Annotated in this window: 12 protein-coding genes and 1 riboswitch; of the genes, 8 read left to right on the forward strand and 4 right to left on the reverse strand. The window is 42.1% G+C overall.

The window, feature by feature from the left end; all coding sequences use genetic code 11:
* Positions 1–5 precede the first annotated feature (5 nt).
* Both EXZ60_RS16530 and radC read right to left on the reverse strand, forming a co-directional pair.
* Positions 6–443, reverse strand: a complete 438-nt coding sequence (locus EXZ60_RS16530; protein WP_176311960.1) for a DUF2787 domain-containing protein — start codon at positions 441–443, stop codon at positions 6–8.
* Positions 440–913: a DNA repair protein RadC gene (gene radC / locus EXZ60_RS16535; protein WP_277435987.1), complete on the reverse strand. Its 474-nt coding sequence runs from the start codon at positions 911–913 to the stop codon at positions 440–442. The genes EXZ60_RS16530 and radC overlap by 4 nt, the downstream gene beginning before the upstream one ends.
* Before the next feature lie 190 nt (positions 914–1103).
* Here radC and EXZ60_RS16540 point away from each other — a divergent pair, with 190 nt between their 5' ends.
* The 5 genes from EXZ60_RS16540 (at position 1104) to EXZ60_RS16560 (ending at position 10015) form a co-directional block, all read left to right on the forward strand.
* A complete protein-coding gene (locus EXZ60_RS16540; protein ID WP_001961454.1) occupies positions 1104–2600 on the forward strand; it encodes an ATP-binding protein in 1497 nt (498 codons plus the stop codon).
* Positions 2597–5326, forward strand: coding sequence for a Z1 domain-containing protein (locus tag EXZ60_RS16545; protein WP_277435988.1), 2730 nt, complete (start codon positions 2597–2599; stop codon positions 5324–5326). Before EXZ60_RS16540 ends, EXZ60_RS16545 begins: the two co-directional genes overlap by 4 nt.
* Positions 5319–6269: a PD-(D/E)XK motif protein gene (locus EXZ60_RS16550; protein ID WP_277435989.1), complete on the forward strand. Its 951-nt coding sequence runs from the start codon at positions 5319–5321 to the stop codon at positions 6267–6269. The genes EXZ60_RS16545 and EXZ60_RS16550 overlap by 8 nt, the downstream gene beginning before the upstream one ends.
* 2 nt (positions 6270–6271) lie before the next feature.
* On the forward strand, positions 6272–8338 hold the full coding sequence (locus EXZ60_RS16555; RefSeq protein WP_277435990.1) for an AIPR family protein: 2067 nt from the start codon (positions 6272–6274) through the stop codon (positions 8336–8338).
* A 132-nt stretch (positions 8339–8470) separates the two neighbouring features.
* Complete coding sequence (locus EXZ60_RS16560; RefSeq protein WP_277435991.1) at positions 8471–10015, forward strand: DNA cytosine methyltransferase; 1545 nt, start codon at positions 8471–8473, stop codon at positions 10013–10015.
* A 216-nt stretch (positions 10016–10231) separates the two neighbouring features.
* On the opposite strand, the gene trmA is transcribed toward EXZ60_RS16560, so the two are convergent.
* Positions 10232–11341 carry a tRNA (uridine(54)-C5)-methyltransferase TrmA gene (trmA, locus tag EXZ60_RS16565; RefSeq protein ID WP_277435992.1) on the reverse strand — a complete coding sequence of 370 codons (1110 nt, stop codon included), beginning with the start codon at positions 11339–11341 and terminating at the stop codon, positions 10232–10234.
* 160 nt (positions 11342–11501) lie between these two features.
* Positions 11502–11698, forward strand: a riboswitch (cobalamin riboswitch).
* Positions 11699–11744: 46 nt separating this feature from the next.
* On the opposite strand from trmA, the gene btuB reads away from it, so the two are divergent.
* The 3 genes from btuB to murI are packed head-to-tail and all read left to right on the forward strand — an operon-like array spanning position 11745 to position 15149.
* Complete coding sequence (gene btuB, locus EXZ60_RS16570; RefSeq protein WP_277435993.1) at positions 11745–13580, forward strand: TonB-dependent vitamin B12 receptor; 1836 nt, start codon at positions 11745–11747, stop codon at positions 13578–13580.
* 3 nt (positions 13581–13583) lie between these two features.
* On the forward strand, positions 13584–14315 hold the full coding sequence (locus EXZ60_RS16575) for an ATPase (protein WP_013855457.1): 732 nt from the start codon (positions 13584–13586) through the stop codon (positions 14313–14315).
* A 30-nt stretch (positions 14316–14345) separates the two neighbouring features.
* Positions 14346–15149 (forward strand): glutamate racemase, encoded by an 804-nt coding sequence (gene murI / locus EXZ60_RS16580; protein WP_026028593.1) that lies wholly within the window; start codon positions 14346–14348, stop codon positions 15147–15149.
* Here murI and EXZ60_RS16585 read toward each other — a convergent pair.
* Entirely contained in the window at positions 15112–15567 is a 456-nt protein-coding gene (locus EXZ60_RS16585; protein ID WP_019282938.1) for a hypothetical protein, read from the reverse strand. The two genes, murI and EXZ60_RS16585, sit on opposite strands and share 38 nt — an antisense overlap.
* Positions 15568–16063 lie beyond the last annotated feature (496 nt).

The following is a 16063-nucleotide window of genomic DNA, read 5'->3' on the forward strand; positions in this document are numbered from 1 at the left end:
TAGAATTATTGGAATGTGCCGACCATCGTCAGTTGCACGTCATCAAAAACGTTTCTGGATAGATGGCGAGCAAAGGCTTTCATCCATACTGAGAGCAGCTCTTGTACTTCTGGGTGGGATAAATCAGTGCTCCCCACATCGGGCTGATAGCACCAGCGATTAGCCAGGTGAAAGTAAAGCTCAGGTTCAACAGTTGTACTGCTGTCATCGGGGTAAGAGAAGCTCGCAAAGAAGACTACCAGCCAAGGGCTAGCATCTGACTCGCGTTTAAGCTGCACCTCTATCGGGTGCAAACCTTGTCGATGTCGGTAGTAACTCATTTGGCGGCAGTTCAGTACGAGGCGTTCAGCATTCTCTGGGAGAGTGTACCGATTCATAAGTGCTTCTAGTGACGCATGTAAAGCGTCATCAATAGAAAGCTCACCATAATGTTGTTCAATCATAACCACCCCCTTTCAGCAAATGAGGTACAGGTATCACCTGTCACGATATGGTCTAATACACGTACATCCACCAGCGCTAAAGCGTCCTTGAGTCTTTCGGTTATCCGTCTATCGGCTTGAGACGGTGTTGAGTCTCCAGATTGATGGTTATGGGCAAATATCACCGCTGCGGCATTCGCTTCTAGTACCGCTTTTACCACTTCACGTGGGTAGACGCTGGCCGCATCGACGGTGCCATGAAAGAGCTCTTTAAACTCAATCAGTCGGTTTTGGTTATCCAGTAGCAGTAAAGCAAACACTTCACGTTCATAGCTGCCGAGTTTGCAGCGTACATACTCTTTGGTCGCATCAGGGCTAATTAAGGCATCACCACGTACATAGCGTGTCGCGAGTATCTCAGCCGCATGCTCCAGGATTTCATTTTCCTGATAGCGTTGCTGCTTTTGGTAATCGGGTGTTTTTGGATTCATTTCAGGCTCCTGTCGGAATCAATGATGGGGTTTCACATTGATGACATATGCCTGAAAATTTTTTGATTTTTGAAGGGAAGAGCTTTTAGATAGGCTTATTTAGCACATTAAATGAAGATTTTTGTTCATACGCAACAAAGGTGATAGTCTCTCAGGTGAGTAATGTATCCATAAATAAACCATGAGTACTATGACGTTAAGTAAACAGCCTGAAGCTCGTTATATAGATGCTGCTCCCTATGCTTCAGCACTTATTGAGGGGCATCGAGACTTTGGCTACAGTCTTAAAACTGCTTTGGCTGATATTATAGATAACTCAATTTCTGCTGGTGCTGATCGAGTTCGTCTCGTGGTTGATACTATTTCAAATTCTCCATCAGTTATTATCGCTGATAATGGTTGTGGAATGAGCAAAGCTGAACTACTTGAAGCGATGAGATTAGGTAGTAAAAATCCCACGTTTGACAGGTTGCCTTCTGAACTTGGACGATTTGGTTTAGGCTTAAAAAGCGCTAGCTTTTCACAGTGTCGCTCACTTACTGTCATAACTAGACAAGATGGAATTACATCATGTGCTCGTTGGGATTTAGATCTAGTAGCCGAAACAAATGCATGGACATTAGAGCTGATTGAAGATTGTGAGGATGAGTTAGGCTGTGACTTGCTCGGCGAGGTTGGAACGGTTGTTATTTGGAAAAAATTAGATCGATTAGTCGGTGAAATTAGTACACAAGAAAAAAAAACTGAGCATATGAATGCAGAATTCTCTCTTGCCGAGAGACATTTAAGGCTTATTTTTCATCGATTTCTAGAAACGAGTAAGCCACAGATCCAAATAAGTATCAATAATCGACAATTGACTCCGTTGGACCCAATGGCTTCAACCCATCCATCGACTCAGAAGGATCCTGACGATAGCATTCGCTTATCTAGTGGCAATGTTCGCATTCGCAGTTATACCATTCCGCACTACAAAAAAATGAGTCAAGATGAATGGGATGAGCTTGGTGGACCAGAAGGTCACCTAAAGTCACAAGGATTATACATCTATCGAGAAAATAGATTAATTATTGCAGGGAGCTGGCTGGGACTTGCTAAGCAAACAGAACTAACAAAATTAAGTCGAATTGCTATCGATATACCTAACACGATGGATGCGCAATGGAAAATTGATGTAAAAAAATCTTCGGCACAGCTTCCTCAGGCGGTTCGAGAGCGACTCAAGCGAATCATAGAGCGTTTCGTTGGTTCCTCTAAAAGAACATATCGAAGTCGGGGGCAAAGACTAGTTGAAGGTACGATGCATCCTATTTGGAATAGAGTCCAAGTGGATGGGCTAATACACTTCAAACCCAATTCAGAACACCCAGTATTTCAAGCTTACTCAAATTGTTTACCTCATGAATTGAAAGAAGGGTTTGCACGCTGTATTAGGTTGCTTGGTGCTGGCTTACCTATTGATTCGCTGCATGCTGAAATGGTGGGGAACGCTGAGTCAATTGTTGCAATGCAGACTTCTGAATCAGATTTGAATCAAGTCGTGATTGACCTTACTGATGCATTGCTTGTTAGCAATGTTACTCCGGACAGAATCAAAGATGTACTTCAAAATTACCCATTATTGCAATCAAACTGGGAAGTCTCAGAGCGACTAGTTGCAAATTATCTTAAGGAAAAAGGCTTATGAGCAGCAGGCAGCAAGTATTAGATATGGTAGAAGCAGGACTATACAACCAGCCTCGTAAATCAGAGGATGAGTTGAGAGGTTTGGTTAAGAATATTGCTAAGATAGTGGATGGTAATTTAGATGACTCAGTAATCGAGGAAATAGCTCGTGAAATTGAGTCAAAACAGGGGATAAAAGTTGGTCTCGGTGCAATAGTTGATAGCCTCAAGTTTAAACCTTGGTTAGACGATGCAAAATCAGAAATAGACCCCTTCTATTGGAAAAGATATGAGAAGTTACTGCTGCAAAATGGATTGCCTAGAGATGTTATTTCGAATACCGGTAGCGTTACGGATAAGATACTTGGCCGATTAGGAAACCCTAAAGAATATTCCTCGTGGGATCGTAGGGGAATGGTTGTTGGGCATGTTCAAAGTGGTAAGACACTGAATTATACTAGTTTGATCTGTAAGGCGGCTGATGCAGGGTATCGTCTAATTATTGTTATTGCAGGTATACACAATAACCTTCGTAATCAAACTCAACTTAGAATTGACGAGGGATTTATTGGTCGAGATACAGGAAAAAGCTCTGATAAGAAAAATGGAAATGCTAAGCACGTTATCGGAGTTGGACATTTTGACCCAAATAGAACCCCAGTTAGCCTGACGAACACGTCTAGAGATTTTAATAAGCCTACAGCATCAACAAATACCAGTGAGATAGACTCATATAGAGTTCCCGTCGTCTTAGTTATTAAAAAGAATCACCGAACGCTTGAAAATCTTCTTGAATGGCTTAAAGACAACAGTGCTCGTGGTGATAAAGAAATGATCGATCAGCCAATGCTACTCATTGATGATGAGGCTGATAACGCATCAATCAACACTAAATACAGTAATCAATTGGTAACCAAGATAAATGGGCAAATACGTGATCTCTTAAAAATGTTTCATCGCAGTTGTTACGTGGGTTATACAGCGACTCCTTTTGCTAATATTTTCATCGATCCGGATGATAATCACGATGTACATAAAGAGGATCTATTCCCTAAAGATTTTATTATCGGTCTCGATGCCCCAACTAACTACTTTGGTCCAAAGAAAATCTTTATAGATGGTCTACCTGATGACGAAGAGCCAACCTGGTTAAGGAGCATTTCGGATAATGAAGACCTCCTGCCGATAAAGCATAAGATTGAGCATGAGACCTATCAGTTACCAGATTCTCTGATGTTTGCGTTGCGTGCTTTTCTATTATCCCGTGCCATAAGAAATCTAAGAGGTCAATCAAGCTCTCATTGTTCAATGTTAGTTAATGCTAGTCGATTTACACGAGTGCAAAGTCAGCTTAAAAACCGATTGTATGAAGCGTTAGAACGGATTCAAAACGCTTTGAGGGTAAACTCATCTTCAACAAGTGCATTGATGGATCCTGAAATTAAAGCTTTATTTGATGTTTGGTATACGGAGTATGCTGAAGTAGGAAGAGTTGAGGGGGGCGAAACTAAATTTAAGTGGGAGGAAATTCAGGAATCTATATTTGATTCGATAGCTTCTGCAAAGGTTGTTGAAGTTAACAGTAGGGCCAATGAGTTAGATTATTCGAATACAGGAGATAGAGGGCAAACCGTTATTGCTGTTGGTGGTTTCTCGCTCTCTCGTGGCTTGACCCTTGAAGGGCTTACCGTTACTTGGTTCTTGCGTAATACCATGATGTACGACACCTTAATGCAAATGGGAAGATGGTTTGGTTATCGAAATGGATATGAAGACCTGTGTCGAATATGGATGCCTGATGATGCTATAGATTGGTATGCCTTTATCGCCAACGCAGCTGAAGAGCTTCATGATGAACTCAAAATAATGGAGCAGGTCAAAGCGACCCCTGAAGATTTCGGTCTGGCAGTTCGCAGCCATCCGGCATCATTGTTGGTCACCGCAAAAAATAAGATGGGAGCAGGTCGCGAAGTTACCACTCTTGTTGGTCTTTCAAATAGATTTATAGAAACAGCTAAGGTCAGTATTGCTCCTAAAGAGCTAAATGCGAATTTAGATATAGCTAAAAAGCTAATTTCTAAACTACACCAAGCCCTTTTCAAAATTGAAGATACCTCGTGGGGGGGATTACTTCGAGATGTGCCAATACAATATATCGATGAGTTCCTAGCAGGTTGGAGTAATACACCTGAGAGTGTGATTACTGAAACAGGGCCAGTTAGAAGCTATCTCAGCGCACGGAAAGAAGATGAGTTAGCTTTATGGGACTTGCTAATCCCAAGTCTGCAAAAAGGAGATAAAGACGATACGCTAGGGGTTAGTATCATCCCTACAACCCGTTCTATTAATCTTGATGATTTGAAAGATGGGTATATGTCCTTTAGTGGCAAAAAGATGAGGGTCGCATCTAGAGGTATCGAAAAAGCGGGTGTTGAGCCAAGTAAGGCACAAGCTGCTGAAAACTCGTATGATAAGAATGGTAACTACCCAGACTCAATTTATCGGCAAGTACGAGATAAGCCTTTATTTATTCTTCATTTTGTAAAACCAAAATCCCCAAGAGGTAAAGAGGGTGATAGTAGAGTGGCTTTGATTCCAAGTTATCCTGTTGTTGCTTGGGGGATTAGTCTTCCAGCTTCAAAAAAAGCATCGGAGAAAGTTGCTTATATTGTTAACACACAACGCTACAAAGAACTTTACGGTGAGGATGATATCGATGAGGAATATGAGGATGAATTGAATGGATAATTCACCATGGAAGGATCTAGATCCCAGCGATGCAAGAAGGGTTAACAATAACGGCCAGTTTGACTTTTTTTGGGTTGTTCTAGAGGAAAAAATGCCTGCGCTTATGCTTAGATTGCCAATTGAGCCAATCAGCAAACCCAAGCTTCCTGAACTCAAAAATCTCATTGCCAACTTTAGGATAATTTCTGGCCGTTGGTCATTCGTTCTCGCCCTTAAAGAAAAAAGCCAAGCGGAGCTGTTTGAAGCCCTTTGTAGAGATGTCGTTGAGTCAGGTGAGAAGGCTTCCAATTTGGATGAAGCCCTCTATAGGGCGATACAACGGACGAAAAGATGGCATCACCTTTTACGCTCAGGCCGTTCGGAAGGTCTCTCTATTGAGGAACAGCGAGGTCTAATAGGTGAATTAGATCTTCTTCGAGAGCTCGCGATGAATTTTGGTCCTGAAATGGCGGTTGAAGCCTGGAAGGGACCTTCTGGGGCTCCCAAAGACTTTGAGTTAATTGGATGCTGTATTGAAGTTAAAACGCGAAGAACTGCTGCAACACCTTCAATTTCTATTTCATCAGCGGACCAACTAGCCGATTGTGATGGTGGGCGTTTATTTATCAGTGTTACAAATATTGAATCTGCCATTGTACCTGAGGGAATGACACTGCATGACTATGTAGCGTTAGCCGAGGTTTTATTTCAGGAAGATTGTAGCACGTATACAAAGTGGGAAGATGCAATCTACTCAACAGGTTATGACCCATTAAATAAGTATGATGATCGCCGTTGGCTGATACGGTCCACCGCTTATTATGAAGTACTTGAAGGGTTTCCTCGTATTAGTTGCCCATTACCACAAGGCGTGCAGAACGTAAGATATTCTATTTCTTTAGATGCCTGTGAACCGTTTAAAGTAAATGATAATACCGTTAATTATCTCCGAGAGTTTATATAGACATGACAGAGCTTGCAGATTTCAACCTTCAATTTATTGCCGATATACAAGGTGATGCTGATGCCTTAGGACTTGTAACGGTAGAGGCTTTTTTTGAAAAAATTGGTGATTTATTAAGTGAGGCGGGTGAAATAGAAAGCGCCAATCGAGCTTTTTACGAAGGTTTATATTCGCGCGGGCCTGCACAAATTGACGGGTATGGCGGTGATCCTAGGGAGAATGAAGGCATACTGAGCCTGATACTGTGTGATTTTACTCTAGATAGAGATATTCGCCTCTTACACAAAGATCATGTGCAGCGTTTATCTCAAAAGCTTTTCAGGTTTTTAAACGCAAGTCTTAATGATCAGTTCCGAGAAAAGCTTGAAGAAACTAGTCCTGGGTTTGGTGTGGCTGATTTAATCAACGCAACATGGAATAGTGTCGAAAAAGTTAAATTAATTATAGCGACTAATGGAGACTATCGAGCTAGAGCCGATGCTACTAGTTTTGACGTTATTGATGATAAGCCAGTTACATTGAGTGTTTGGGATATTAAGCGTCTTAAGCGCTTTATGGAGCAAGGGCTTGCTAGAGCTGATTCGGTTATTAATTTTAAAGATGATTTTGGTGGTGGCATTTCTATCTTGAAAGCGTCTGGTGGAAGTGATGCCCTAGAGAGTTATTTAGCGATCATCCCGGGGAAACAGCTTGCGGAAATTTATGACAAATGGGGGCCAAGGTTACTTGAAGCTAACGTAAGAAGCTTTCTTCAAGTTCGGGGAAAAGTGAACAAGGGCATTCGCGATACTATTCGGGATGAGCCTCATATGTTTTTCTCTTATAACAACGGATTAAGCGCTACTGCTGATAGTATTGAAATAGATAAGACCGACTCAGGCTACCAATTAGCCAGTGTTAATAATCTTCAAATAGTTAATGGTGGCCAGACTACGGCATCATTATATGCTGCAAGCAAAGCGCTCAAAGAGCAAATACAGCAAGTATTTGTGCAAATGAAATTAACTATAACACCGAAAGAATGCGCTGAAGAAGTTGTTCCAAGAATTTCTGAATATGCCAATAGTCAGAACAAGGTAAATGCGGCGGATTTCTTTGCTAATCATCCATTTCATATACGTATTGAGGAGTTATCTCGCCGTATTTTAGCTCCTTCTGGTACAGATAGTTATCGAGAGACGAAGTGGTTCTATGAGCGAGCTAGAGGTCAATTTTCAGACGAAAGAAGCCGAAGAACGCAAACGGAGCGTAAGAAGTTCGATTCTGAATATCCTAGAAGCCAGTTCTTTGTCAAAACAGACCTTGCTAAATATGAGAACACCTGGGCGTGCTTACCGCATATTGTGAGTCTAGGGGCTCAAAAGAATTTTTCAGAGTTTGCGAAAAAAATTGGTAAAAATTGGGGTACAGAAGGAACGGCATTCAACGATATTTGGTTTAAGAGATTGATAGCCAAAGCGATCATATTTAGAACAACAGAGAAGCTCGTTTCAAATGCCGAGTGGTATGAAGGAGGCTATCGAGCCAACATTGTCACTTATGCAATTGCAAAACTTGTTAATGATGCAAAGAGTTTAGGCATGGTCATAGATCTTGACCTTATCTGGAAAATACAATCTGTTCCAGAAGATTTAAAGGCATCCATTTTGTTGTCTGGTGAGCTTGCCCAGAAGGTTATAACTACTCCTCCTGAGGGTATAAAAAACTACAGTGAATGGGCAAAGAAACTATTATGTTGGCAAATGCTTGCTGAAAGTAAATTGCCGTTGAGTGACGGGTTCAGAAGGGTCATCATATCTTCGGAATTTGCGGATGAAAATGTTCGAGAAGTAAAGGCAGAGAATGCCTTAGATAACTCAATCAATGTTGAAGTTGAGGTGTATAAACTAGGCGCTAAGTTTTGGGGTGATGCTAAGAATTGGGCAAAAGAGCGTGGTATGCTGACCCCAAGAGAAAATAGTATTATTGAAATTTGCGCGGCTATCCCTAGGAAAATGCCATCGTCGAAACAATGTGGAATTGCGTTTGAAGCGCTAAAGAAGCTACAGGCAGAAGGTTTTCACGCATAACTAGTTTCCATCATTAGTCATCAAATTTGGGTGAGTGCATAGAACATAAACCTGTTTTTCTAAAGTAAGCTATTGCCCGTCAATTTTAGCCTGGTATGATTGCCTAGCATTTTTATTGGTTGTAGTAGTGAAATGATAACAGGTGAAGTTCTTGTAATTGACCTCTTCGCAGGGCCTGGCGGGCTAGGCGAAGGCATATCTTCAGTCGTAGACGAAAGTGGAAACTATCCATTCAAAATCGGTGTATCTGTAGAAAGAGAACCATCTGCGCATAACACATTAACAACGCGAGCTTTCTACCGAAAAATTAAAGCATTAGATGGTGGGTTAGATAGCTACTTTAGGTATGTACGCGGGGAGCTAACCCGTGAAGAATTATTCTGTTTATATCCAGAGCATGCGAAAGAGGCAAGTAACGAAACCTTAGAAGGACCTAGAGCGCTTGGTGAAGATAATGCGCTCATCCACGCTCGAATTCGCCAGCTACTGACAACTCATCAAGGGCCTAAGGTCGTTATTGGCGGCCCGCCTTGCCAAGCCTATTCGTTAGCTGGTCGCTCTCGCAATGCGGGAAATAAGGACTACAAGGCTGAAGAAGATCATCGAAACTTCCTATATAAGGAATACCTTAAAGTGCTTTCTATCGCGCAACCTGATGTGTTTGTGATGGAAAATGTACGTGGTATTTTATCTGCCCAAATTAACGGCAAGGTTATGTTTCCTCAAATATTGGAAGATCTGAGGAACCCTGGCAAGGTAACGGGATCGCGCGGTGTATCCAAATATAGGGTTTTTTCACTTGTTGTAGAGGCTAAAAATTCAAAGGATCCAAAGTATGATGACTCCTCTGATTTTATTATTCGCTCTGAGCAATATGGCGTACCCCAAGCTCGTCATAGAGTCATTCTCTTGGGTGTACGGCAAGATATAAATCGTATACCAGCTACTATTGCTCCAATTAAAGAAACAGTCACCGTTCAACAAGTTCTATCAGATCTGCCCCCTCTCAGAAGTGGCTTTTCTAAGCAAAAAGATATTCAGAAGGACTGGGAGAAGCAAATTCGAGTAAACGCTAAAAAGGTAAAGCGTATATTGGCAACAAAATTTGATAGAGAAGCTGTGGATAATTTAGATCTTGAGCCTATGCTTGGGCTTGAGCGTCAAAGCTGCCTATTAGCGGAAAAAGAGCACAAGATACCTCCACATTTAGAAAGCTGGTATTTATATAACCATCCCGGTTGTGTGCTAAATCATGCGACTCGCGGACATATGACATCTGATTTACTTCGTTATGCCTTCAGTACTGCCTTTACTAAGTTAAGTGGTGGTATTTCACCTAAGGCGAGAGATTTCCCCGCTGAACTAGCTCCTGAGCACGAAAATTGGGATAGCGGCTCACATGCGGATCGTTTTCGTACCCAAGCGGCAAATAAATGCGCAACGACAGTGACTAGCCATATATCTAAAGATGGCCACTACTTCATTCATTATGACCCACAGCAGTGCCGCAGTTTGACTGTCCGAGAAGCAGCTCGCTTACAGACATTTCCAGATAATTATTTGTTTGAAGGAAATAGAACGCAGCAATATGTACAGGTAGGAAATGCTGTCCCACCGTATTTGGCGCATCAGATCGGCAAGGTTGTGTTGGGGATATTGGATGTAGATCAAATATGAATTCACAGTACTAATTAACTATCTGAATTGCTTACTGATAGAGAAGGCAACGAGGAACTAAAAACCAACCATAGTCTTTTTTGACTATGGTTGGTTTTGCTTTTTTATGTAAATCGTTATCAGCTTGATAGATAGCTTGAAGTTAGATTTTTTTCTTCCCGTACCCCAGGCCGTACCCAGGACGATTTTTTCTACAATTAAAAACCGTTTAAATCCTTATTTAATGCGCTCTAGCATCACGCCTGCTTCCATGTGGTGGGTGTAAGGAAATTGGTCGAATAGAGCGAAACGAGTCACTTTGTGTGTTTCACATAGAGTGTCTAAATTCTCTTTTAAGGTTTCTGGGTTGCAGGAGATATACACAATCCGCTCGTAGCCTTGCACCATTTTGCAGGTATCGATATCCATACCCGAGCGCGGTGGGTCAACAAAAATGGTGTTGCAACGATAGCTTTTGAGATCAACTCCCGCTTGTTGTAAACGACGAAACTCACGTTGACCTTCCATCGCTTGAGTAAATTCTTCGGCAGACATGCGGATGATTCGCACATTGTCTATTTTATTCGCCGCAATGTTGTATTGCGCGGAATCAACAGAAGGTTTGGCTAATTCGGTTGCGAGCACTCGCTCGAAATTTTTCGCCAATGCCAGTGAAAAGTTACCATTCCCACAGTAGAGCTCCAATAAATCGCCTTGGCTCTCTTGCGTGCAGTCAACGGCCCATTCCAACATTTTTTGTGCGACAGTACCATTTGGTTGAGTAAAGCTGTTTTCCACTTGTTGATAAATGTAACTTTGACCATGTACGTTCAGCTTCTCAATCACAAAATCTCGATCGAGCACGACTTTCATTTTACGTGCACGGCCAATCAAATTGAGGTTGAATCCCTCATCATTGAGACGCTGTTTTAATGCTTTTGCTTGGGTTATCCATTCTTCATCGAGTTGGCGATGATAAAGCAGAGAAACCAGTACTTCACCACTAAGAGTGGAGAGAAAATCGACTTGGAAAAGTTTACGACGCAGTGAGTCGCTGCCTTTAAGTGCATCGACCAAAAGTGGCATCAAATCATTAATTAAACGACTGGCCGCAGGAAACTGGTCAACGCGGTATTTTTCACGTGTTTCTTGGTTGAACATGATGTAGTAAAGCTCATCACCTTCGTGCCAAACTCGAAATTCTGCACGCATACGGTAATGCTGCTCTGGTGATTCAAACACTTCCAACTGAGGCATGTTGTATTGTGCGAACATTTGGGTCAGACGCTCGGTCTTTTCCGCCAACTGTTGCTGGTAGTGTTGTGGGTTTACATCAAGAGTCGCCATGGTATTACCTTTGCTTGGGTATGGTGCATTCAAATAATAAAGAGCGCAGATTTTATTCAATCCCTCGCGCTTGTCCAGTTTTGTCCTGAATTAGTCATTAATTGCGAGCTAACAAAAATAGCTGACACCAATCAGTACTAGACAAATTATCAATAGAGCCATAGTATCGCCCTCAGCTGGTGCTATCTAGCGGTATAGATGGCCGAAAAGGGAATCTGGTGTGAATCCAGAACTGACGCGCAGCGGTAAGAGAGAACGAACACCCAATATGACACTGCAGGAAAATGCTGTGGGAAGTCGGGTTAGTAGGTCAAGAGCTCTCAAGTCCGAATACCTGCCAGCAGCCAAATCTATTCCACCTTTTGGTTGATTTGGTAGGACTTACGCGAATTAGGATCACAATATGAATAAATCCCTTTTAGCGGCGGCTGTAGCATCGCTGCTTTCACTTATCTCCAATTTACACGCCCAAGAAGCATCTGCTGACGAAACCATGGTGGTTACGGCTAACCGTTTTGAGCAAAGTACCGAAAGTGTTATTGCTCAAGTGGAGGTTGTGACACGTCAAGATATAGCTCGTATTCAAGCTAAGTCACTAACTGATGTATTCAAACGATTAACGGGTATTCAAGTTACACAGAATGGTGGTAGAGGCCAGCAAGCTTCGATCTTTGTTCGAGGTGCTAACTCTGATCAGGTTCTTGTCTTAATTGACGGCATTCGTTTTGCTCGCGCTGCAAAAGGTGGTGTCGATTTCAGCCAGCTGCCAATCGCATTTGTTGACCGAGTAGAATATGTACGAGGTGCTCGTGCTGCTATGTATGGTTCAGAGGCTATTGGTGGTGTGATTAATATCATTACAGTTGTCAGTTCTGACAATGAAGAAACTGTAGTGAGTGCAGGATTAGGCAGCCGTGATTATGAAGAATTAAGTTTTGTTAGTGGTACTAAAATTGGCGAGAACGGTCATTTAAACGTATCGGTTGGTTACGATTCTGATGAGGGCTATAACGTTCACCCAATGCCCGGAGTAAACGATGGTGACCGTCATGGGTTTGAATCACGTAATGCTTTGCTCGGGTATGTACATAACTTCGACCAACAGTGGAGTGGCTTTGCGAATTTCCGAATGTTCGAGACTATCTCTCAATATGATGGTTCGTATGTTGATCATAATACCGGCAACCCTGTCCACTCTTACAAAGAAGCTGAAGTACAAAACTCTACTGTTGCTGCTGGCGTTAAATTTAATGGCAGTGAGCTAAAGTCTGAATTCCTAGTTAATTATCAAAACCAAGACAGCTGGAATTACGAAAAGTCTCTAGGTAAGAACTCTTCTTCGGCTACGTCTGATGAGCTTGAGCAACTTAATGTTCAATGGGTAAACTCATACAAAGTTACTTCAGCACTGACGTTAAGTGGTGGTGTTGATTGGCGAGATGAGGCCTACATCGTTAAGCCATCGAATACTGAATATGATCGAACCAATGTTGCATACTTCACGGCATTAAACGCAGATGCGGATAAAGTGTTTGGTGAGTTGAGCATTCGTGCTGATGACAATGAACAGTTTGGTACTGAAACAACGTATAACACAGGGTTAGGTTATCGTTACGCAGAATGGCTTGTGGTTAAGGCTGCCTATGGTACATCGTTTAAAGCTCCGAACTTGTATCAACTATATAGTTACTACGGTAATGACAAGCTAGAAGCCGAGAAAGCGGATTCATTTGAATTAACTTTTAGTGGTTTAATCCAAGAGGTTGATTGGTCAATTACTGGATACGATACAAACGTTGAAGACTTAATTGATTATAATTACGCGACGAGTAAGTATTACAACACTGATGGTGAAAGCCAATTACGTGGTGTGGAAATGGTTGTCGGTTTTGATACAGGCTTTATTAACCACCAAGTGAGCGCTAACTTCCAAGATCCAAAAGACCAATCTGGTGAACAGTTAGTCCGCCGTGCTAAGAAGATTTATAAGTATAACGCGGCAGCTAGTTTCGATGATGTTGATTTGTCATTGGGGTACCAATACGTCGGTGAGCGACCAGACTTCTCTGAAGAGTTGGCTGCATACAGTTTGTTTGATGTTTCAGTTAACTACTACGTAAATGAAAATCTTACTTTAAACGGTCGAGTCGAGAACCTTACTGATGAAGAGTACGAGACAGCTGGTGGATACCCATCTCCAGAGCGTACATATTACGTAAATGCTACTTACCAATTCTGATTTTTGAAACCGCCTGTGGGCGGTTTTTACTTTGCGAGTGTGATGATGAAAAAGAACGTTATCGTCAGTTGGTCTAGCGGAAAAGATTCAACCCTCACTTTAGAGCGCTTATTGGAAGATAGCCGTTATTGTGTGGTGGGCATTTTTACCACTTATGTCGAAGATGAAGTGCCCTTTCAAGCCACCCCCTTGTATGTAATTGAGCTACAAGCACGACTTTTAAAATTACCCGTTGTCAAAATAGAGCTGCCTGCCGTATTTCCAAGTAACGAGCTTTATCAATCGACCATCATCAGCGCATTAAAACAAAGTGGATTAGAGATAGACGCCGTTGCTTTTGGCGATATGTTCTGTAACGGTATTGCGCAGTATCGCAAAAGCTATATTGAACCGGCTGGCTGGGAGTGTGTGTTGCCCTTGTTAGGCGAAGATAGTAGCGCTCTTGCGCGAGAGATCATAAATCGCGGCATCCAAACCATGGTGATGACGACAGATGGTCACAGCCTCACGCCAGACTATTGTGGACAACCTTATGGACGAGCGTTTATTGATTCTTTACCAGCAAAGGTTGACCCGTGTGGCGAAAATGGCGAGTTTCATACACTGGTCACCGACGCTCCCTGTTTTTTGGGTGGAACACTGGAGTTAGAGTTGACGCATCTCCAACTGGGGGAACGTTTTTGTCACCAAAGATACCGAGCAAGAGCATTGCCAATTGATAAAGAGCGAGTATGATCGGAACGTTTTCATTATAAGGTGCTCAGAGTGTCGCAACCGTCTCAGCTTAATGTGCTTATCTTTGACTCTGGTGTTGGTGGGTTATCGGTTTATCAAGAGGTCCAAGCCAAACTACCACAATTAAACTACATCTACCTGTTTGACAATGAAGCTTATCCTTATGGTGAGCTCAATCAAGAGGTGTTAATTAAGCGTGTGGTTAGGTTGGTAAGCGATGTCGTGGTGAAAGAGCGCATTGATTTGGTCGTTATTGCTTGTAATACCGCAAGCACCATCGTCTTACCCAAGCTGCGTTCTTGTCTTGCTGTACCAGTTGTGGGGGTTGTCCCTGCGATTAAACCGGCCTCGTCACTGGCAAATAAAGCCGTGGGACTCATTGCCACCCCAGCGACTATCACTCGTCAATACACTCACGATTTGATTCGAGATTTTTCATCTGACAAGAATGTTGAATTGCTAGGGTCAACGCGCTTAGTGGATATGGCAGAAGAAAAATTGAGGGGCAAAGCTGTCGATCTTGCAGAATTAAAAGAGATTCTTAGCCCTTTGGTGAACCGTATTGATGTGGCGGTCCTTGGCTGTACACACTTCCCATTAATAAAAGAAGAGATCCAAGCCGTATTAGGGAAGAGTGTCGTACTAGTTGATTCTGGAGAAGCTATTGCTCGTCGTGTGCAAGAGCTATTGGGTGTGAAAAGCGAGCCACAATGCAAAATCAAACAACACAAGATATTATCAAGCGCACCTCCTTGGGAAGAAAGCGCGCTCAATAGCCGATTAGCTCACTTAGGTTTTACTCCTGTTCAAACATATCGTCATCAGGATGTTTAGGATCATTCGCCACACGTACTTTTAATGTACGCTGCATATAGTCTTTCTCATTCAAAGCTGAAATAGCACCATCTACATTTGCAGAAGCCATCACAACAAAGCCAAATCCACGCCTTTTGCCCGTTCGCTTATCTTTCATCAAACGTACGGCAAAGACCTCTCCATATTTGGCAAAAAGTTCACGAACATGAGCTTCATTCGCTTTGTATGGCAAGTTACCGACATACAGTGTTTTCGTTGAGAGTTTTGACTCCTCATCATCGGTTAGCGTTTTGCTGCCAAAAAATTTAAAAACAAGAGCGGAAGAGACAACACCAATAACAAAAGTAATTGCGGGAGAAAGCGCGACCAGAGAAAAAAGGATTGCGCCTATTATTGCAAGAGATGCAACCAGTAAAATCGATTTATTAGAGTTCATATTGGAATACTACATATCAAGTAAAAGAAGAAGGATGTCTAGGATTAACAAAATAGACACATCAATCTTACGTTTATGCTTGGTGTTTTTCCAACCAATTGCTGTGATAACCTTCAAATGTTGAAGTTTTATTCAATAAAACGCGACATTGGTGGCTTTTTAAGCGAATGAAAGGTGATTTTAAAAAAGAACTTGTCACATTGTAAAACCTCCCTATAATGCCGCCTCACTGACACGGAGTGAGGCAAGCCTCACAAACGAGTTACTAGTTGAAAGAGAAAGATAATTAAAAATAACTCTTGACTCTTAAAAGCTAAAGCGTATTATTCGCACCCCTAGCGACACGGACTTAACGGTCTTGTTCGCCAGGAACGCTCTTTAACAATATAAACCTATCAATCTGTGTGGGCACTCGTTGATGATAATCAAAAAAGATTTATCAATGAACTGAGTGACCAATCAGAATCAAGTTTACTTGATTTTGGCACAGTCAATT

This window comes from Vibrio sp. 1151_11, assembly GCF_029478525.1.
Classification (GTDB): Bacteria; Pseudomonadota; Gammaproteobacteria; order Enterobacterales; family Vibrionaceae; genus Vibrio; species Vibrio anguillarum.